Origin of the sequence: Streptomyces scabiei 87.22 (assembly GCF_000091305.1) — a bacterium.
GTDB classification, from domain to species: Bacteria; Actinomycetota; Actinomycetes; order Streptomycetales; family Streptomycetaceae; genus Streptomyces; species Streptomyces scabiei.
This window is the reverse complement of the sequence record NC_013929.1, coordinates 2,132,316-2,151,450: the sequence shown is the minus strand read 5'-3', so window position 1 is coordinate 2,151,450 and position 19,135 is coordinate 2,132,316. Positions and strand designations below refer to the sequence as shown.

Here is a 19,135-nt window from a genome sequence, read left to right as displayed (position 1 = left end):
CATGACCGACCCCAACGGATCCCCGGCCGACGGTGCGACCGCGCACGACGCCGCGAAGGACCCCGCGAACGGCACCGCGAAGGACACCGCCGGCGGTGCCGCGCGGGACGCGGCGCCCGCCTCGGACCGCCCGATCGTCGAGCTGCGGGAGGCGGGCAAGTCCTACGGCAACATCCGCGCCCTGCACGGCGTGAACCTCACCGTCCACCCCGGCCGCGTCACCTGTGTCCTGGGCGACAACGGCGCCGGGAAGTCCACCCTCATCAAGATCATCTCCGGGCTGCACCAGCACACCGAGGGCGAGTTCGTCGTCGACGGGGAACCGGTGCGCTTCACCACCCCGCGGGACGCCCTGGGCGCCGGTATCGCCACCGTCTACCAGGACCTCGCCACCGTGCCGCTGATGCCGGTCTGGCGCAACTTCTTCCTCGGCTCCGAGATGACCAAGGGCCCCTGGCCCGTCCGCCGTCTCGACATCGAGCGGATGAAGAGGACCGCGGACGAGGAACTGCGCAACATGGGCATCGTCCTGGACGACCTCGACCAGCCGATCGGCACCCTCTCCGGCGGCCAGCGCCAGTGCGTCGCCATCGCCCGCGCCGTCTACTTCGGCGCCCGGGTCCTCATCCTGGACGAGCCCACCGCCGCCCTGGGCGTCAAGCAGTCCGGCGTGGTGCTGAAGTACATCGCCGCCGCCCGCGACCGCGGCCTCGGCGTCATCTTCATCACCCACAACCCGCACCATGCCTACATGGTCGGCGACCACTTCAGCGTCCTGCGCCTGGGCACCCTCGAACTGAGCGCCGCCCGCGACCAGGTCAGCCTGGACGAACTCACCAACCACATGGCGGGCGGCACCGAACTCGCCGCCCTCAAGCACGAACTCGCCCAGGTGCGCGGCGTCGACGTCGACGAACTCCCCGAGGCCGAGGAGCTCACCGCACCCGCGGTCGCCCCGAAGGACGGGGCCGCGTAACACCCCGGCCGCCGTACCCCGCGGGCGCTCGCGCCGACGGGACGGTCATGCCGACGACACGGCCGCGGTCGTCGGGACGGCTCCGCGCACACGGGCGCCCGCCCCTGGGAGAGGGCGCCCGGGAGAGCCGTCCCGACGACCGCGGCCGTGCGTGCCGACGGCGGTCCGCGAGGTGAAGTCCCCCGCCGGCCAAGGCGGTTCACCAGGCCCGGACCGCGTCCCCGGCGCCGCCGCCGACGCCGGGGCGATGTCGGTCCGATTCACGACTTGGCTGGCGATCGCCTTGCTGTTCGGTTACCGGGCCGTCACCATGAGGTGTGCCGCCCGGAGCCGTACGCTCGAGGAGACGCCTATGGACAGGTACGAGCAGCCCTTCGCCACGAGCGTCGTCAGGGACTTGCACGACACCTCACTGGACGAGGTACCGGAGTCCGCTCAGGAGTCGGCCATGGCAAGGACGCTCGCAGGTGGCGGAGAGCCGGTGGCCGCCTTCCAGTCCTCGCTCTGACCGGCCCGGCCGGAACGACGGGGAAACGTACCGGTGACGGTGGCGGCGCGGCCCTTCCGCCAGTTCGTGATCAAGGTGCACAGCAGGTGCGATCTGGCCTGTGACCACTGCTACGTCTACCAGCACGCCGACCAGAGCTGGCGTGGGCGTCCGGGGACGATGTCCGAGGAGACGTTCCGTCGTACGGCCGAGCGGATCGCCGAGCACGCCGCCGCCCACCGGCTCCCCCGCGTCCATGTCGTCCTGCACGGCGGCGAACCGCTGCTCGCCGGACGGGAACGGCTGCGTGGTTACGCCCGCGCGCTGCGCTCGGCCCTCGACGGCGTGGCCGCGCTCGATCTGCGGATGCAGACCAACGGACTGCGGCTGGACGACGCGTTCTGCGCGATGCTGGTCGAGGAGTCCGTCGTCACCAGCGTCTCGCTCGACGGGGACCGCGCCTCCCACGACCGCCACCGGATCAGACGGGACGGCTCCGGCTCCCACCACGACGTGGTGCGCGCGGTGCGCCTGCTGGGCGCGCCGGCCCACCGCGCCGCCTTCGGCGGGCTGCTGTGCACGATCGACGTCGAGAACGACCCGGTGGAGGTGTACCGGGCGCTGGCCGAACTCGACCCGCCCGCCGTCGACTTCCTGCTGCCGCACGCCACCTGGGAGTACCCGCCGCCCCGCCCCGGCGGGGAGACCGCCACCGAGTACGCTCACTGGCTGATCGCCGTGCACAAGCAGTGGACCGCCGACGGCATGCCGATGCGGATCCGCATGTTCGAGTCGATCAGCCGGCTGAGCCGCGGTCGCGGCAGCCTCACCGAGGCGCTGGGGCTGGGCAGTTCGGACCTGCTCGTGGTGGAGACCGACGGCGCCCTGGAGCAGGCCGACTGGTTGAAGACGGCCTATCCGGGTGCCCCGGAGACCGGGATGCACATCGGCACCCACCGCCTGGAGGAGGCGGCCGCGCACCGGGGCATCCAGGCCCGCCGCGCCGGACTGGACGGACTCAGCGCGCAGTGCCGTGCCTGCCCCGTCGTGACGGTCTGCGGCGGCGGCCTCTACGGACACCGCCACCGCAGGTCCAACGGCTTCGACAACCCCTCCGTCTACTGCGCGGACCTGCTGAGGACCATCGAGTACGTCCAGAGCGCGGAACGCGACGACGCCGACGTCCGGCACGGCTGGCACGGCCTGTCCTGGGTGCACTTCGACGAACTGGCCGCCGGACACGGCAGCACGGCGGCGGTCCGGTCCCTGGCGGCGGCCCAGAACAGCCAGCGCCGGGCGCTGCTGGCCGCCGCCCGCCGCGCGGACACCCGGGGACCGGGCGTCCGGGTTCCGGGAAACCCGGTGCCGGGCGGCCCGGCGGACGCGGCACCCGGCTGGGACGCGGTCCTCGCCCTGCCCGCCGCCGCGCTGGACGTGCTGCTCGCCGACCCGTACCTGCGCGTATGGGCCCTCGCCTGCGGCCAGTCGGTGCGCCGGCGGGCCGAGGGCCACCCGGCCGAGGCCGCCCTGTCGGCCGTCGCACGCACCGGGGGCCGGCTCACCCTGGCCGTTCCGCTGCGGCACGGCGCCGAGGGCGCGGCGGTCCATCTGCCCGGCATCGGACGGCTGTTGCTGCGCGACGGCGGCCGGGACCGGCCCTCCCGCACGGTCACGGTGACGGCGGCGGACACCGCCCTCGTCGTCGAAGGACGCACCCTGGGCCGGGAGCGGCCGCCCGACGGCATGATCTGGCAGCCGCTGCGCCACCTGTCCGCGGACGGGCTGGACGTGGCCCTGGACGACCTGGACCCCTCCCGCGACTGCTACGGCTACGCGCCCCGGCCCCGGCTGTCCGAGGCCGAGTTCCGGCGCTGGGAGGCGATGTTCGCGCAGGCGTGGGAGCTGATCCGGACCGAGTACGCCGACTACGCGCAGGGCATCGCGGCCGGCCTCACCACGGTGACCCCGCTCGACCCCGCCCCGTCCGGCGACGACGTCAGCGCCACCTCGCGGCACGCCTTCGGGGCCGTCGGCATCGCGCTGCCCCGCTCGGCCGAGGACCTGGCCCTGTTGCTGGTCCATGAGTACCAGCACGTCAAACTGGGCGCGATGCTGGACATGTTCGACCTGATCGACGGCGCCGACGAGCGCCGCTACCGCGTGCTGTGGCGGCCCGACGCCAGACCCCTCGACGCCGTCGTCCAGGGCGCCTACGCCCATCTCGCCGTCGCCGACGTGTGGCGGATCAGGGTGCGGCGCGGTGCGTCGGGTGGGGACGCCACCCTGTACGAACGTTCCCGCGCGGAGGCGGAAAGGTGGCGTACGGCCGTACTGGACGCCCTCGACACGGTGGCCGGAACCGGCTCGCTGACCGCCCTGGGCCACCGCTTCGTACGCGGTCTGAGAGGCGAGGCGGAAACTCTGGGCGGGGTGGCAGAAACGGGCCCGATCGCGGTGTAATGGTCGGCCATATCCCGTTCCTCGCACCCGTGTCCGGTACAACTTGCTCCGGCCCGACCCCTGGCACCGGCGGTGGTTCTCGCGTTCCAATGGATCCCTGGAGGAGATCCAGCTGCGATGTCCGGGCCTGGGAGGGGCCCGCGGTGGGCTTACGGGGGAGGGGAAAGGCGAGTCCATGGTTCAGGCGGTATCTCAGGCGACTCGGTCGGCGGATTCCTCCGATCCGTACGTGTTCTTCATGAGCTACGCACGGACGCGGTTGGCGGGGGTCCGGGACAGGAAGGACGCCTCGGACGTGGCGCTGGAACAGTTCCACGTCCAGTTATGCAGCGACATCATGCAGTTGACCGATCACGACGGTCTGGAACTGCCGGGATTCCTGGACAAGAGAATGCATCCCGGAGACGACTGGGAGGGCCGGCTCAAACAGGCCCTGGCCACCTGCCGGGTCTTCGTTCCGATCTACAACAGCCGGTACTTCAGGCGGGAATGGTGCGGAAAGGAATGGGACGCCTTCGCCCGGCGCCAGCAGCTCCGCACCCGGCCCTACACGGGCAACGCGATCATCCCCGTCCTGTGGGTGGGCGAGCAGCATCTGACGCTGCCGGCCGTCGCGGCCAAGGTGCAGTACGCCCACGCCGATCTGGGTAAGGATTACCTGCAGTCCGGTCTCTACGGACTGAAGCAGGCGGGCCGCCACGCCAAGTACCGCAGCTCCGTATGGGCGCTCGCCCAGATGATCGTGAGAGTGGCTCAGCAGACCAGCCTGGAACCGTGCGACGTGGAGCTCTTCAGTGACCTCCGGAACGTCTTCGAGGGGGAATAGCGGGATGCCGATGTTCTTCATGAGCTATGCGCGGGTTCCTGCTCCCCGGCACCGCGACATCTCCCAGGACCCCAACCGGCTGGTCTTCCGGTTCTTCGACGAACTGTGCGGGAAAGTGGCCCACCACGCGAGAGTCCCGCGGGACGAGGCCGGTTTCGTCGAGCGGCCCGGGGCACCGGGAGAGAACGCGATCAAGGCGCTTCTGGGCTGCCAGGTGTTCGTTCCGCTGTACTCGAAGCGGTACTTCAGCAATCCGCAGTGCGGGCGTCAGTGGACCGCCGTCACCCGGCAGAGCGTCCAGGGGGCCCGGCCGAGCATCGTCCCGGTGCTGTGGACGCCCTACTCGCCCACGTCGCTGCCCGAGCGGATCAAGGACGAGCAGCAGTACCCCGAAGTGCCGGAGGGCTTCGGCGAGGCCGCCGAGAACTACGCCTCCATGGGACTGCACCGACTGCTCGACCAGGTGCTCGACCTGACCGAACGGCCGGACCCGGACGACGAGCACATGGCGGCGCAGTTCTCCGCCCAGGTCTCCCAGCTGACCGACTGGCTCGCCCGGCGGATCGTCGACCAGGCGGCCGCGGTGCCCCGCCGGCCCTCCGCGCACTCCGGCGGAGGACGGACGGCCGAACCGACGACCCTGGCCGGGCTCGACGACGCCTTCGCCGATCCGCCCTTCGCCTCCCCGCTGCACATCACCGTCCTCGCCCCGACCGAGGAACAGTTACCGGTCGGCCGGGACAACACACGCTACGGGCCCCGCGTCGACGACTGGCGGCCCTACGGACAGGCGGTGGGCCCGCTGGTCGAGCAGATGGAGGCGCTGGCCCGCAACCTCGGCTTCGAGCCCACCGTGCATCCCTTCCACAAGCACCAGGCGGAGCTGCGGAGCACGGAGATCCCGACGGCCCCCTGGATCCTGGTGGTGGACCCATGGGCCCTGGAGGACCCTCAAATGGCGGCCCAGGCAAGGGAGTTCGACCGGGCCCGCCGACCCTGGACGGGCGTGCTGAGTACTCTGGCGGGGGACGACCTGCAGACCAAGGAGCAGTCCGACCGGCTGCGCGGTCTGCTGCTCTCCCACTTCCCCCGCTTCCTCAGCGAGGGGCGGACGGGGGAGCAGGAGGCGGTACGCGGCCTGACCGGCGCGGATGTCTTCACCCGCTGGTTCAGCGAACTGGCCGAGGCGACCAAGATCCGCTATCTACGGTACATTCATTCGCAATTGTCCCGGAGCGCCGTTGACGCCCGGGATGTTCCGGAATCCGGTGCGGACCTGCCCCGACGGCCCGACGCCGGCAGGGACGACGGGGCACCGAGCGACGGACGTCGCGTGGAGGGCAGGCCATGACCGGCGACGACGCGGGCAGGATCATCACGTTCTACTCGTACAAGGGCGGTACGGGACGGACGATGGCGCTCGCCAACACGGCCTGGATCCTCGCCTCCGCGGGCAAGGCGGTGCTGGTCGTCGACTGGGACCTCGACGCTCCGGGCCTGGACCGCTTCCTGCACCCCTTCCTCAGCGAGAACCAGCTGCGCTCCACGCCCGGCGTGCTCGAACTGGTCAGCCGCTCCACCCAGTCCATGCTCCAGTCCTCCGCCGTCGCGGAACAGAAACGCCCGGGCGAACTGGATTCCGAATCGTCGATCTCGGTCGACATGTGGGCGGCCGACGGCATCCCCCTCAACAGCTGTCTGATCCAGGTCGACTGGGACTTCCCCGAGGGCGGCCAGCTCTACTACCTCCCGGCCGGGACGAAGAACAAGGGCTATCTGTCGGCGTTCTCGCAGTTCGTCTGGAAGCCCTTCATGGACGGGCCGCTGGCCACCAGGTTCCTGGAGGCGCTCAAGCGGGAGTTCGTCGGCAACTTCGACTACGTCCTCATCGACAGCCGCACCGGGCTCAACGACATCTCCGACATCTGCACCGTCAACCTGCCCCACACGCTGGTCACCTGCTTCACCCCCAGCAGCCAGAGCATCGAGGGCGCGGCCGGCGTCGCCGAGCGCATCGACGGGATGTACGGCAACCGGGACATCCGCATCCTGCCGGTCCCCATGCGCGTCGAGAACGCCGAGGCCGACCGGCTGGACGCCGCCCGCGGGCAGATCCAGTACCGCTTCGACCGCGTCGTGCGCAAGCACATCCCGCACCAGGACCCGGAGGTCTACTGGGGGAGCGTGGAGATCCCCTACCGGCCCATCTACTCCTACGAGGAGACGCTCGCCCCCTTCCGCGAACAGCCCGGGGACCCCAAGAGCCTGCTCGCCGCCTACGAGAGACTCACCGAGGTCATCACCGAGGGCCAGGTCACCTCGATGCCCCGCATCGACGAGCCGCTGCGCCGCAAGACCCTGGAGCGGTACACCCGCCACCGTCCGCCGCGCATCTCCGACGTCTACGTCAGCTTCGTTCCCCAGGACCGGAGTTGGGCCCACTGGGCGGGCGCGGTCCTGGAGCAGGCCGGTTTCAAGGTGCACCTCGCCCAGGAGGGCACGGTCGAGAGCGCCCAGCGCAGGGACGAGATCGAACGCGGCGTCGAGTCGGCCTCGCACACCCTGGTCATCTTCTCCGAGGCGTATCTGAGATCGTCCCGCTTCCGCACCACCTGGGAGGCGGTCTACGCCGAGGGCGACCGGCGCTCCCACCAGCTGGTCTCGATGCAGGTCGACCGCAAGCTGTCGCTGGACGCGCCCTTCACGGAACAGCTCGCCGACATGACCCGCTGCGACACCGGGGAGGCCGGCCGCGAGGCGCTGCTGAGCAGCTTCGGCCGGTCGGCGGAGTCGCTGACCCGCAACGGCTTCACGGGCGCCGAGCAGAAGCTGCCCCGGTTCCCCGGGGCGGAACCGCCGATCTTCTCGGTCCCGCTGCGGACCTCGTCCTTCACCGGCCGTACCGAACTGCTGGAGGGCATCCGGGCGAAGCTGTGGCGGGAGGACACCAGAGCCCTGGTCCTCAAGGGCATGGGCGGCGTGGGCAAGACCCTGCTGGCGCAGGAGTTCGCCTACCGCTACCGGAGCGACTACGACGTCATCTGGCACATCCAGGCCGAGCAGCGCATCCTGGCCGTCGAGCGGTACGCGGGCATGGCCGAGTCGCTGGGCCTGCCCGAGCGCACCAACCCCACGGACACCGCCAAGACGGTGTACGAGGCCCTCAACCACGGTGAACCGTACGGTAGTTGGCTGCTCATCCTGGACAATGTGACCGAGGCCGACCACCTCCCCGAGTTCATGATGGACGGCCGCGGCGGCCACATCCTCATCACCAGTCAGCGCTCCGAGGGCTGGGGCCGGTTCGTGGACACCGTCGACGTCCCCGTGTTCGAGCGCGACGAGAGCATCGCCCACCTGCACAGCCGCCTGCCCGACTGCGGCTGGCCGGAGGCCGACCAGATCGCCGAGGCCCTGGGCGACCTGCCGATCGCCATCGAGCGTGCCGCCGCCTACATCGAGCAGACCCGGGTCGACGTCCGCGGCTACATCAAGCAGCTCCAGCCCCAGGCCACCGGAGCCCCCGCCGACAACACGGTCGGCGAGGTCGTCAAGTCCAGCACTAACACCTGGGAGTTCGCGCTCGGACAGCTCAAGGAGAACTTCCCGCCGGCGGTGAAGCTCCTGCAGATCTGTTCCTACTACAGCCCCGAGCCCATCTCCATGGACCTGCTGGAGGGCGTGGAGGTCTCCCGCGCCCTGGGCGGGGCACGCACGGTCTCCCGCGCCTACAAGGAGCTGAGCCGGTTCTCCCTGGTCACGGTCGACCGCAAGGCCCGGAGCCTGACGGTGCACCGCATGATGCAGATCGCCATGCGGGAGGAGATGACCGAGGCGGAACGCGAGGACGCCCGCGAGGTGGTGTACCGCTCGCTGATCGCCGCCCGGCCCAACGGGGACGACCCCGAGAACCCCAACACCTGGGAGAAGTACCGCATCATCTGGCCGCACCTCGGCACACCCTGGGCCGAGACGTCGTCCGACGAGGGCATCAGGGAACTCTTCGTCGACCGCGTCCGCCAGCTGCGCCGCCGGGGCGAGCTGACCCAGGCCATGGACTACAGCGTGCGCCGGGTGGAGGCCTGGACCGCACTGGGCCCGCCGGACGAACGCTGGACGCTCCACATGCGCTTCCAGATCGCCAACATCCTGCGCGCCCAGGGCAGATACGAGGAGTCGCTCTCCCTGGACCAGCAGATCCTGGAGCGGCAGCTCGCCGTGCTGGACGACGAGGACGACCAGCACATCCTCATGACCACCAGCAGCATCGCCGCCGACCTGCGCGGTCTGGGCCGCCTGACGGAGGCCCTGCGGTACGACGAGGAGACGTACCAGAGATACGAGCTGATCTACGGCGAGGACCACGCGCGCACCCTCAGCGCGGCCAACAACCTCGCGGTCGCGCTGCGGCTGTCCGGCGACTACTACAAGGCGCGCGAACTGGACCGCAGGACACTGGAACTGCGGGAGGCGATCCAGCTCCACGACCATCCGCTGACCATCGAATCGGCCGTCAACCTCGGCCGGGACCTGCGCGACTGCGGGGACTACGAGGAGTCCGTCACCCTGCTGAAGCGCGCCTACGAACGCTGTCTGCGCAATCCGCGCCTCACCCAGGGCTCGCCGACCGTGCTCAACACGGCCAAGGGCCTGGCCGGTTCACTGCGTCGCGCGGGCCAGCCGGTGGAGGCCGAGGAACTCGTCCGACACGTCCTGAGGAGCACCCCCGAGGGCGAGAAGGGATCGTCCTCGGAACGCTCGCTGCTGGAGATGAGCCTGGCGGGCGACATGGCCGCCCAGGGCCGTGTCGAGGAGGCACTGACCCTCATCCGCAGAGTCCTCGACGACCTGCGCAACAACCTGGGGGACGGCCACTCCCAGACGGTCGCCTGCTCGGTCAACTACGCCGTCCTGCTGCTCGACGACATCGCCACCATCCGCCCCGAAGCGGCGGAGAAGGCCTATGAGTTGCTGCTCTGGGCGCAGGCGACGTTCTGCGAACTCAACGGCGACCACCATCCCTATGTACTCATCTGCCGCGCCAACCTCGCCGTGGCGGAGGCCGCGCTCGGCAAGTGGGACGAGGCGAGGAAGACCAGCCACGACGCCTACGAGCTGCTCAAGGAGGTACTCGGCCCCACGCACCCGTCGACGCTGACCTGCGCCGGGAACCTGGCCGTCGTGCTGAGCCATCTGGGCCGGGCCGACGCGGCCCGCACCAAGCACCACGACACCCTGGCCGCGCTCAGCAAGCGCATCGGCCGGGAACACCCCCGTGTGGTGGCCCTGCAGGAGTGGAAGCTCAGCTGCCTCGACCTGGAGCCGCACCCGATCTGAGCGACGCCCGCACGCGCGGCCGGTGCCGGTGATCGGTGGCGGCCGCGCACCTCGTGTGCTGCAGCCGGGTCAGCCACCCGCCTTGTCCCGGGCCCAGGCGAGCACCTGGGGAAGGGCCGGCAGCGCCGCGAAATGGGCGGCGGACGGCTGCAGTACGGCCTTGGCCGAGGGGATCCGCTTGGTCAGCCAGTGGAAATGGGCGACCGGGGCGAACACGTCGCGCTCGCCGTGCCACAGCATCACCGGCACGGAACCGTCGATCTCCTTGAGTTCGAACCCCCAGTGCGTCCGGAACGCGACCAGGTCGTCCACCCAGCCCATCGGCGCGCGCGGATCGACGGACTCCTCCGCGCCCTGTTCCGCCCGGCCCACCGCCGACAGGTAGTTCCGCAGGAGGTGCTGGCGGATCCCGGCGTCCTCGACGATCACCCGGTCCACGTTCGGCATCTCCTCGCGCAGCGAGGCCAGGAACACGGTCGGATCGCGGCGGATGGTCTCGGCGTTACGGGCCAGCAGCGCACCCAGTTCGGTCACGTCGGGGGCGTGGCGGTCGAGCAGTTCGTAGGTCGACACATTGGACTCGGACATCTCCTTGTGCCAGTCGAGTCCGTCGCCGTCGGCGTCGGGCGGGGCGAGCGAGACCAGCGCCGCGACGCTCGCCACCTGGCTGCCGATGTTCCGGGCCGCGCAGGCCAGGGCGTGCGGTGCGCCTCCCGACCTGCCCACCACGGAGTACTTCTTCAGATCCAGGTCCTCGGCGATGGTGCTGACGTCCACGGCCGCGTCGACCACCGTACGTCTGCGATGGCGGCCGGAATCGCCGTACCCCGGCCGGTCGTAGGCGATGAGCCGTACGCCCAGCTTGTGGAGGTCGAAGGTGCGCAGCCGGGGCCCGAGCCGGCTTCCGGGAGTTCCGTGCAGCAGAAACACCGGGTGTGCCTTCGGATCGCCCCAGGTCTCGTAGGCGATCGTCCGTTCGCCGGACGGCGTCTTCACTGTCTTGAGCACCCGATGCCCTCCCGTGCCGGCGGCTGTGGAGTGAAGCGCGGGACCTCCCAGCATTACGCATGGGAGGTCCCGCTCCTAGTAGCTGCTCAGCCGTTCTGGCTTCATGTGGCAAGAATTGGGTAAACGTGGGCCACTCGGCTGTTCACGCCCCAAGGTAGTGCACCAGGGCACGAGTCGCCGGGTGAGGAGGGAATTCATGGTGGCCGAGTGAGTCATGGGATATGCCCCCTCATCGCGCGTCCGACGTCCGTTCCGCACCTTCGTGATGCCCGGCACCTGGGTGAACACACATCCACCCGTACGGAGCAGGACGGACGCTGACGTTCCGGGAAGTGGCGCGGGTCACGCCCCCGGCGCCGGTTCGGGACGGTGCACTCGCGGCCGATACAGGTCGTCGGGCGTCTGGTGGTGCAGTACGCGGTGGCGGCACTCGCACCGTCGAGCGCACCACCGCCTCCCACCATGCCGGGGACCGCACGGCCACCGAGCTGCGGTGCCTCGGCGGCGGTGCGGTCGCCCTGTCTGCTGACCGGCGCCCACGCCATCCCTATCGCGTACCGTGAAGCATCCCGGAGATCGTCGAGCGCATCCCGAGCAGGGGTTGCGATGAGACGTAACGGATCAGCTGTCCGCCAGATTGCAAGCCCTGACGGCGTGTGCCCCGCTGACCTCGAGGTCCCTGAGCAGTTGCACGCACATCCCGAAATCGCTGGGGCCGCCTCCTGATTGCCCGATGCGGCAGGCCCGCCTGACCCAGGTCCCGACTATGTACCCCCGGTTCGCCAGATACTGCCGACAGTCCTGCGCATTGGCCTGCGCCGGAGTCGCCAGCGCCACCGTCCCGGCAACGATCGCGGTCGCCGCGAGGGATGATGCCGAGGCTCCAGCTAACAGTCTTTTCGCTGTGGTCACGAACTCGCGCCTTTCGACAGGTGGATACTCCGTTGTCTCGGCTCTCGTGGTGGCGAGAGCTGCCCTTGAGACTAGCCTCGGATAGATCAACTGGGCCTACCAGAGCGCAAGTTGACTTGCCGCTGTCTCTGCGTTCCGTGTTGTACGACCGGTCGCCGGGATTGATGCCGGACGGGAAGGATGTCGGGACGCACAGGGAGACGTATCGTCCGCCGACAGCCTTCACCGGCCGGTCGGGATGCTGCCTGCCCGTTCTGGAGCGGGCTGGAGGAACGGGCCGCCGTTTCGTGCGGCCACGGGCTCCACGCTAGGAGCGGGCAGACACAGTGAAGCCGTCCCTGACCTTGTCGAAGGTGGGGCGGTAGGTATCCCAGTCGACGTCAGGGGCCGAGAGATAGATGTCGTACTCGCGTCCGCCTTCTCGGCCGTAGCCGAGGTCGATGGCGCGGAAGGTGCGGGCCCGTCCCTGGAAGGTGAACTCCCACACCGCGGCGGGCTGCCCACGGAAGGTGGTCTTCTGCATACGCAGCTTCCGGTAGGAGGTGGGGTAGTTGACCTTCGTGTTCGCTTCAATGTCCTTGAAGTGGGCCATGGGGTGCGAGCCGGCGGGGTCCACGAAGCCGATGGCGAGGCGGACCAGCCCTGTCTCGTCGGTGTAGACGACTTCCCCCGACGTCCGCTTCTTGGCCTTCCAGCCGTCAGGAACGGGGAAGGAGACGCCGAGCCCCTTCTCCGTGACCAGTTGGAAGCCCTTGGGCACCGGCGAGGGGGAGTACGAGGGGGTGGCGGAGGACTTCTCGCTGTTCGGGGCGGTGTCTCCACTTGGGTTCGATCTCGCGTAGAGAGTGGCTCCGACAACCGTGGCCGCCACGGTCATGGCGACAGCGATGGTCACCGGCAGGCGACTGGGACGCCGCGCCCGGCCGCCTTGACCGTGGTCCCGCCCCTCTCGATGCAAGATGCCGTCGCCGTTGGGCTCCGGGCCGACCGGTGCGGCTCCCCCCCGAGTTCCTTGGCTGGATGAACGACCACCTTCGCCGCCGGTTGCCCGGCCGGATGCCCGGTGAGTCTGCCGGACGGCACTGGCGGTGACTTCCTCGACGACTCCCCGATCCGCCCGCCCACCGGTGATGTCCCCACCGGGATGCCTAGGCAACGCGGTCGTCGTCTCTCCGGACACCGCCGCCCGCAGGGCCCGTTCCGTCTGCTCGACGGTGGGGCGGTCCGCGGGGTCCTTGGCGAGGAGGGCCTCGACGAGGGGTGCCAGGGTGCCGCCCTGCTTCAGGGGCTCCAGCGGGTCCACGGCGATGGCGTACGCGGCCTCCATCGCGGTGAGGCGGCGGAACGGCGGGCGGCCCTCGACGGCCTGGTAGAGGGTCGCGCCCAGGGCCCACAGGTCGGACGCGGGGCCGGGCTTCTGGCCCCGGATCCGCTCCGGGGCCATGTAGTGGATGGAGCCGACCATCTCGCCGGTCTTGGTCAGCGTGGAGGCGTCCGCGGTCATCGCGATGCCGAAGTCGGTGAGGACGACGCGCCCTTCGGCGGCGAGCAGGACGTTGCCGGGCTTGACGTCCCGGTGCAGTACGCCGGCGCCGTGCGCGGCACGCAGCGCGGCGACCATGCCCAGACCGATACGGGCCGCCTCCTCCGGCGGCAGGGTCCGGCCGTCCGTGAGGAGGTCGGCGAGCGTGGGCGCCGGGACGTACTCCATGACGATGCAGGGCGGGCCGTCTCCGGTGCGGCCCTCCAAGGCACCCTGCACACCGTCACCCCGACCGTCCACGTGGTCGTCCACGACGTCGTGGACGACGATCACGTTCGGGTGCGCGATCCGGGCCGCGCTCCGGGCCTCGCGGCGCGTGCGCTCGTACAGGGTGACCAGGTCGTCGGGGGACAGATGGGGCTGGACGTGCAGCCGCTTCACGGCGACCTGACGGCCGAGGACCTCGTCCCCGGCCCGCCACACCGTGCCCATGCCGCCGCGGCCTATCTGCTCCGTGAGCCGGTAACGCCCGGCGACGAGCCGCCCTACGTCCGACACCACGTGCCCTCCGCCAGCCCCGCATACGTTCGATTCGCCTCGTCAGCCTATCCGGCCCCCGGCAAGGCCCCGACAGGAGGAGCGGGTTCGGGGCGCGCGGGGGGCGGCGGGGCCCCGCACGGCGTGGCGCTGCCGCCCGGGAACCGCGGTGAGCGCCGATGATGGCCGGATGACCGCTACTTCGTTCGATCCGCATGCCCTGCTGGCGAAGAGCCGGCTCGGTGTCCTCGCCACCCTCAAGGCCGACGGCCGCCCCCAGCTGTCGCCCGTCATGCCCTCCTACGACCAGGAGGCCGGGGTCATCCGCATCTCCACCACCGAGGCGACCGCCAAGACCGCCAACCTGCGCCGGGACCCGCGCGCCGCACTGGAGGTGACCAGTGCCGACGGAATGTCCTGGGCCACGGCCGAGGGCACGGTCCGCCTCGTCGGACCCGGCACCGACCCCGGGGGCCCGGAGGTCCGGGCCCTGGTCGACTACTACCGCGCCGCCGCCGGGGAGCACCCGGACTGGGACGAGTACCGCGCGGTGATGGTCTCCGAGCGCCGGGTCCTCGTCGTCCTGACGGTCGACCACGTGTACGGGGCCGCGCTCAGCTGACGGCGCTCGCGGGCCGGGCGCGGGTCGGCCACGGGGCCGGCGGTGGGGCGGGGACGACGGTTCGGCGTACCGTCGTGACTGTGGACCTCACGGCAGACGGTCTCGTGTCCCGAGTGGCGCGTGAGCTCGTCCCCAGGGTGGACGAGCTGACCGCCGAGGTGGAGCGGTGCCTGCGCCGGGAGCTGCCCGCACTGTGGGAGCACCCCGACGCCATGGCGTCGGAGAACGTCGCCGAGCACGTCACGGCGGTGCTGTCCGCCCTGCAGTACGGCGTCGACCCCGGCGGTATCGAGGTACCGGACAGCGAGCTGGAGCGCGTCCGCCGCTTCGCCCGGCACGGCGTCCCCGTCAGCGCGGTGCTGCGGGCGTTCCGGCTGGGCCAGGCCATCCTGCTGGACCATCTGCTGGAGGAGATGGTCCGGCGTACCGACGACGCCGCCCTGATCGGCGAGGCCACCCGCGACCTGATCGCCACGGCGACCGGGTACGTGGACCGCACCTCCGAGCAGGGCGTCGTCGCTTACGAGGAGGAACGGGACCGGCGGCTGCGGTGGCGGCTGTCGATGGTGAACGAGGCGAGCATGCGCATCGGCACCACCCTGGACATCGCCCGCACCGCCCAGGAGCTGGCCGACTTCGCCACCGAGCACTTCGCCGACCTCGTCACCGTCGACCTCCTGCATTCCGCGCTCGACGCCCACGACACCCCGGCGGACGCCCCGCCCGCGTCACCCGCGCTGCACCGCCTGGCCCGTCGGTCGGCCGCCCACCCCGACACCGATCCCGCCCGTGCGCGCCCCCACACCTTCCCGCCCGGCTCACCGCCGGCCCGCGCCCTGAACACGGGCCGGCCGACCCGGCACCGGCTCGGCGTCGACGGCCGGGGCCCGCACGAGAGCGCGGGGCCCGCGTTCGGCGGGTGCGCGGGGGAGGGCGGGCCGGACGACGGTGCCGGTGCCGGGGACCGGGCCGTCAGCGGCGACGACCGCACGGCGGGGCGCGACGGCGGCCCGGAGGCCGTGGACGGCGTGCCGCCGGGCCGTGCCCGGCCGGTGCACTCCACGCTGGTGGTGCCGCTGCGCGCCCGGGGCGCCACGCTCGGTGTCGCGCAGTTCTGCCGGGACCGCAACCCCGACGCGTTCGACGACGAGGACCTGCTGCTGGCCCAGGAGATCGCCGCCCGCGCGGCGGTCGCCGTGGACAACGCCCGCCGCTACACCCACGCCCGCGCCACCGCCCTCACCCTCCAGCGCAGCCTGCTCCCGCGCCGTACCCCGCCGCAGTCCGCCGTCGACGTCGCCTTCCGCTACCTGCCGGCCGACTCCCGCGGCGGGGTGGGGGGCGACTGGTACGACGTGATTCCGCTCTCCGGGGCCAGGGTCGCCCTCGTCGTGGGGGACGTCGTGGGCCACGGCATCCACGCCGCCGCCACGATGGGCCGCCTCAGGACCGCCGTACGCACCCTCGCCGACATCGACCTGCCGCCCGACGAGCTCCTCACGCACCTGGACGACGTGGTGATCCGCCTGGCCGCGGAGGTCGCGGACGAAGAAGGAGGCGCCGCGGGAGACGGGGGAGGGGCCGAGGCCGGGGCCGGAACGGCCGAGGGCGTCGGCGAGGGCGGGGACATCGGCGCCACCTGCCTCTACGCCGTGTACGACCCCGTCTCGCGCCGCTGCACCCTCGCCCGCGCCGGGCACGTGCTGCCCGCCGTGGTGCGGGCGGACGGCGGCGTCGACATCCTGGACCTGCCCCCGGGCCCGCCCCTCGGCCTGGGCGGACTGCCCTTCGAGACGGCGGAGATCGACCTGCCCGAGGGCAGTCTGCTCGCGCTCTACACCGACGGCCTGATCGAGGCACGGGACCACGACATCGGCGCGGGCCTGGACCGGCTCCGCGCCGCCCTCGCCCGGCCCGCGCCCTCCCTGGAGGCCACCTGCGACGCCCTCCTCGACGCCCTGCTGCCCGCCCGGCCGCCCGACGACGTGGCCCTGCTCCTGGCCCGGACCCGGACCCTCGGCGCGGGCCAGGTCGCCACCTGGGACCTGGCGGACGAACCCGCCGCCGTCGCGAAGGCCAGGTCCCACGTCACCCGGCAGCTCGGCGACTGGGGTCTCGCGGAGGCTGAGTTCACCGCCGAGCTGGTGGCCAGCGAACTCGTCACCAACGCCATCCGTTACGGCAGGCCCCCGATCCGGCTGCGTCTCATCCACGACCGCACCCTCCTGTGCGAGGTCTCCGACTCCGGGGGCACCACCCCGCACCTGCGCCGTGCCCGCGCCTTCGACGAGGGCGGCCGGGGCCTCCTCCTGGTCGCCCAGCTCGCCGACCGCTGGGGCACCCGCCGGGCCCGGCGGGGCAAGACGGTCTGGGCGGAGCTGAACACCGCCGCCGCCCCGTTCCCGGCCATGGCCGTCCTCTAGGGCCTGTCGTTTGGATCGCGCCTGGGCCGCGGGGCTTGGCACGCACTCCCCCACTGCCTCAAGGGCGTGGGGGGACCCCCAGCGGCGTTGTCGTCAGTTGCCGACTCCCCCACTCTCGGCTTCGCTCGAGCGGGAGGTACCCCCATCGCGTCGACGCCTTCCTCCGCCTTGCAGCTGCACGCACCAAGCCCCGCTCACCGGCGGTCATCAGACACCGTGGCCCGAAGCCGGCATGATCCAAACGACAGACCCTAGCCCGCCGGCCGGCGGGGCTCGTGCACGATAGGGACCGTCGAGCGCGCCACCGGGGCCCCGCTCCTCGGCAAGGAAGGCCGGAAAGCCATGAGCACCATCGCCGTCATCGGAGCCGGGCCGGGTCTCGGCGCGGCCGTCGCCCGTCGCTTCGGCCGTGAGGGGTTCGCCGTGGCGCTCGTCGCCCGCGACGCCGAGCGGACGAGGGCACTCGCCGCGGACCTGGCCGGCCAGGGCGTCACGGCCCGGGGTTTCGCCGCGGACGTGCGCGACCCGGACGCGCTGACCGCCGCGCTCGACGCGGCGCACACGGCCCTCGGGCCGATCGAGGTCCTGCAGTACAGCCCGCTCCCGCACCCGGACTTCATGCGGCCGGTGCTGGAGACGAGCCCCGCCGACCTGGTCGGCCCGATCGAGTTCTCCCTCTACGGCGCGGTCGCCGCGGTCCGGCACGTGCTGCCCGGCATGCGCGGCCTCGGCCGCGGCACCGTCCTCCTCGTCAACGGCGGCACGTCCGTGGTCCCGCACCCCGACCGGGCCGGCACGTCCGTGGCGTTCGCCGCGGAGAGCGCGTACGGCCGTCTGCTGCACGACGCCCTGGCGGGGGAGGGCATCCATGTCGCCCAGCTGGTCGTGCCGGGCGCGATCGTCGCCGGGCACCCCAGGAAGGACCCGGCCGTCCTCGCCGACACCCTGTGGGGCCTGCACCGCGACCGGCACGGCTTCCGCCACTTCGCCGAGGACCTGGACGCCTCGTAGGGGTTTCGCGCCGCGCCCCGCCGCCGACGCGCGGTCGTGCGGGGCGGGTGTCAGGCTGAGATCACCGGATCCGCGAACGCGAAGGGGCATCCCGTGATCACCACCGACCTCACCCCCGGCTCCCCCTGCTGGCTCGACCTCGGCGTCCCCGACGTACCGGCCGCCGCGGCCTTCTACCGATCCGTGCTCGGCTGGGAGTACGAGCCCATGGGCGGCGGCGGGGAGGGGGACGAGGGCATGGAGGGCGAAGGGGGCATGTTCCGCAAGGACGGCAAGGTCGTCGCCGGGCTAGGCGCGCTCACCGAGAAGGGCGCCCGCCCGGCCTGGATGATCTACTACACCGTCACCGACGCGGACGCCACGACCCAGGCCGTGGAGCGCGCGGGCGGCACGGTTCGGGTGGCGCCGAGGGACCTCGGCGAGTGGGGGCGGATGGCGCAGTTCAGCGACCCCCTCGGCGGCCAGTTCGCCGTCTGGCAGCCGGGCGCCAACGCCGGTTTCGAGCTGGCCGACGAGGCGGGCTCCCTGTGCTGGACCGAGCTGTACACGACCGACGCCGCGGCCGCCAAGGAGTTCTACGGCGGCGTGCTCGGCTGGCAGTTCGGCGACATGCCCCTGCCGGGCGGCTCGGGCACGTACCACCTCGTCAGGCCCGCCGGTCTCCCGGAGGAGCGGATGCACGGCGGGGTGATGCAACTCCGCCCGGAGGACCTCGGGCTGACGGACGGACGGCCCTACTGGCACCCCGTCTTCGCCGTCACGGACTGCGACGCCGCCGTCGCGGCCGTCACCGGACACGGCGGCAGTCTGCAGATGGGGCCCGCGGACATGGAGGGCGTCGGCCGGCTCGCCGTCTGCCTGGACCCCTCCGGCGCGGACTTCGTGCTCCTCGCCCCCGACCCCGGCTCCACCCCTGCCGAGAGCTGACGCCCGCTCCCCGCGCCGCCTTTCGGCCCCCGCTCTCCCTCGACCCCGCTCTTCGCCGCCTCACGGCCATTGCGCGAAACAGGATCAGCGGCCATCATCCCATCAACAGGAATCCTGTTAATTCAA

12 protein-coding genes are annotated in these 19,135 nt (G+C 71.7%); 10 read left to right on the top strand and 2 right to left on the bottom strand.

The features are described 5' to 3' along the window. Window position 1: 1 nt before the first annotated feature. From SCAB_RS08995 to fxsT, 6 genes are all read left to right on the top strand, one after another. Entirely contained in the window at window positions 2–976 is a 975-nt protein-coding gene (locus SCAB_RS08995; protein WP_231884918.1) for an ATP-binding cassette domain-containing protein, read from the top strand. A 352-nt stretch (window positions 977–1,328) separates the two neighbouring features. Then, window positions 1,329–1,484 (top strand): FxSxx-COOH cyclophane-containing RiPP peptide, encoded by a 156-nt coding sequence (fxsA, locus tag SCAB_RS44015; protein WP_063649857.1) that lies wholly within the window; start codon window positions 1,329–1,331, stop codon window positions 1,482–1,484. 33 nt (window positions 1,485–1,517) lie between these two features. Beyond that, the gene (locus SCAB_RS08985; RefSeq protein WP_012999748.1) at window positions 1,518–3,923 is read left to right on the top strand and encodes an FxsB family cyclophane-forming radical SAM/SPASM peptide maturase; all 2,406 of its coding nucleotides are present in this window, start codon (window positions 1,518–1,520) and stop codon (window positions 3,921–3,923) included. A gap of 238 nt (window positions 3,924–4,161) precedes the next feature. Continuing rightward, a complete protein-coding gene (locus SCAB_RS08980; RefSeq protein WP_162934504.1) occupies window positions 4,162–4,749 on the top strand; it encodes a TIR-like protein FxsC in 588 nt (195 codons plus the stop codon). Window positions 4,750–4,753: 4 nt separating this feature from the next. After that, window positions 4,754–6,100 carry an FxsC protein gene (fsxC, locus tag SCAB_RS08975; protein WP_012999746.1) on the top strand — a complete coding sequence of 449 codons (1,347 nt, stop codon included), beginning with the start codon at window positions 4,754–4,756 and terminating at the stop codon, window positions 6,098–6,100. Beyond that, complete coding sequence (gene fxsT / locus SCAB_RS08970; RefSeq protein WP_012999745.1) at window positions 6,097–10,086, top strand: FxSxx-COOH system tetratricopeptide repeat protein; 3,990 nt, start codon at window positions 6,097–6,099, stop codon at window positions 10,084–10,086. The genes fsxC and fxsT overlap by 4 nt, the downstream gene beginning before the upstream one ends. Window positions 10,087–10,155: 69 nt before the next feature. Here the strand turns inward: fxsT and SCAB_RS08965 are convergent, their stop codons facing one another. Both SCAB_RS08965 and SCAB_RS08960 read right to left on the bottom strand, forming a co-directional pair. Continuing rightward, on the bottom strand, window positions 10,156–11,094 hold the full coding sequence (locus SCAB_RS08965; protein ID WP_012999744.1) for an alpha/beta fold hydrolase: 939 nt from the start codon (window positions 11,092–11,094) through the stop codon (window positions 10,156–10,158). A gap of 1,219 nt (window positions 11,095–12,313) precedes the next feature. Beyond that, window positions 12,314–14,050, bottom strand: coding sequence for a serine/threonine-protein kinase (locus tag SCAB_RS08960; RefSeq protein WP_012999743.1), 1,737 nt, complete (start codon window positions 14,048–14,050; stop codon window positions 12,314–12,316). A 166-nt stretch (window positions 14,051–14,216) separates the two neighbouring features. On the opposite strand from SCAB_RS08960, the gene SCAB_RS08955 reads away from it, so the two are divergent. The 4 genes from SCAB_RS08955 (at window position 14,217) to SCAB_RS08940 (ending at window position 19,009) form a co-directional block, all read left to right on the top strand. Beyond that, complete coding sequence (locus SCAB_RS08955) at window positions 14,217–14,648, top strand: PPOX class F420-dependent oxidoreductase (protein ID WP_012999742.1); 432 nt, start codon at window positions 14,217–14,219, stop codon at window positions 14,646–14,648. An 80-nt stretch (window positions 14,649–14,728) separates the two neighbouring features. Beyond that, complete coding sequence (locus tag SCAB_RS08950) at window positions 14,729–17,071, top strand: ATP-binding SpoIIE family protein phosphatase (RefSeq protein WP_041668980.1); 2,343 nt, start codon at window positions 14,729–14,731, stop codon at window positions 17,069–17,071. A 342-nt stretch (window positions 17,072–17,413) separates the two neighbouring features. Continuing rightward, on the top strand, window positions 17,414–18,082 hold the full coding sequence (locus SCAB_RS08945) for an SDR family NAD(P)-dependent oxidoreductase (RefSeq protein ID WP_012999740.1): 669 nt from the start codon (window positions 17,414–17,416) through the stop codon (window positions 18,080–18,082). A gap of 93 nt (window positions 18,083–18,175) precedes the next feature. Further along, window positions 18,176–19,009, top strand: coding sequence for a VOC family protein (locus SCAB_RS08940; RefSeq protein WP_012999739.1), 834 nt, complete (start codon window positions 18,176–18,178; stop codon window positions 19,007–19,009). Window positions 19,010–19,135 lie beyond the last annotated feature (126 nt).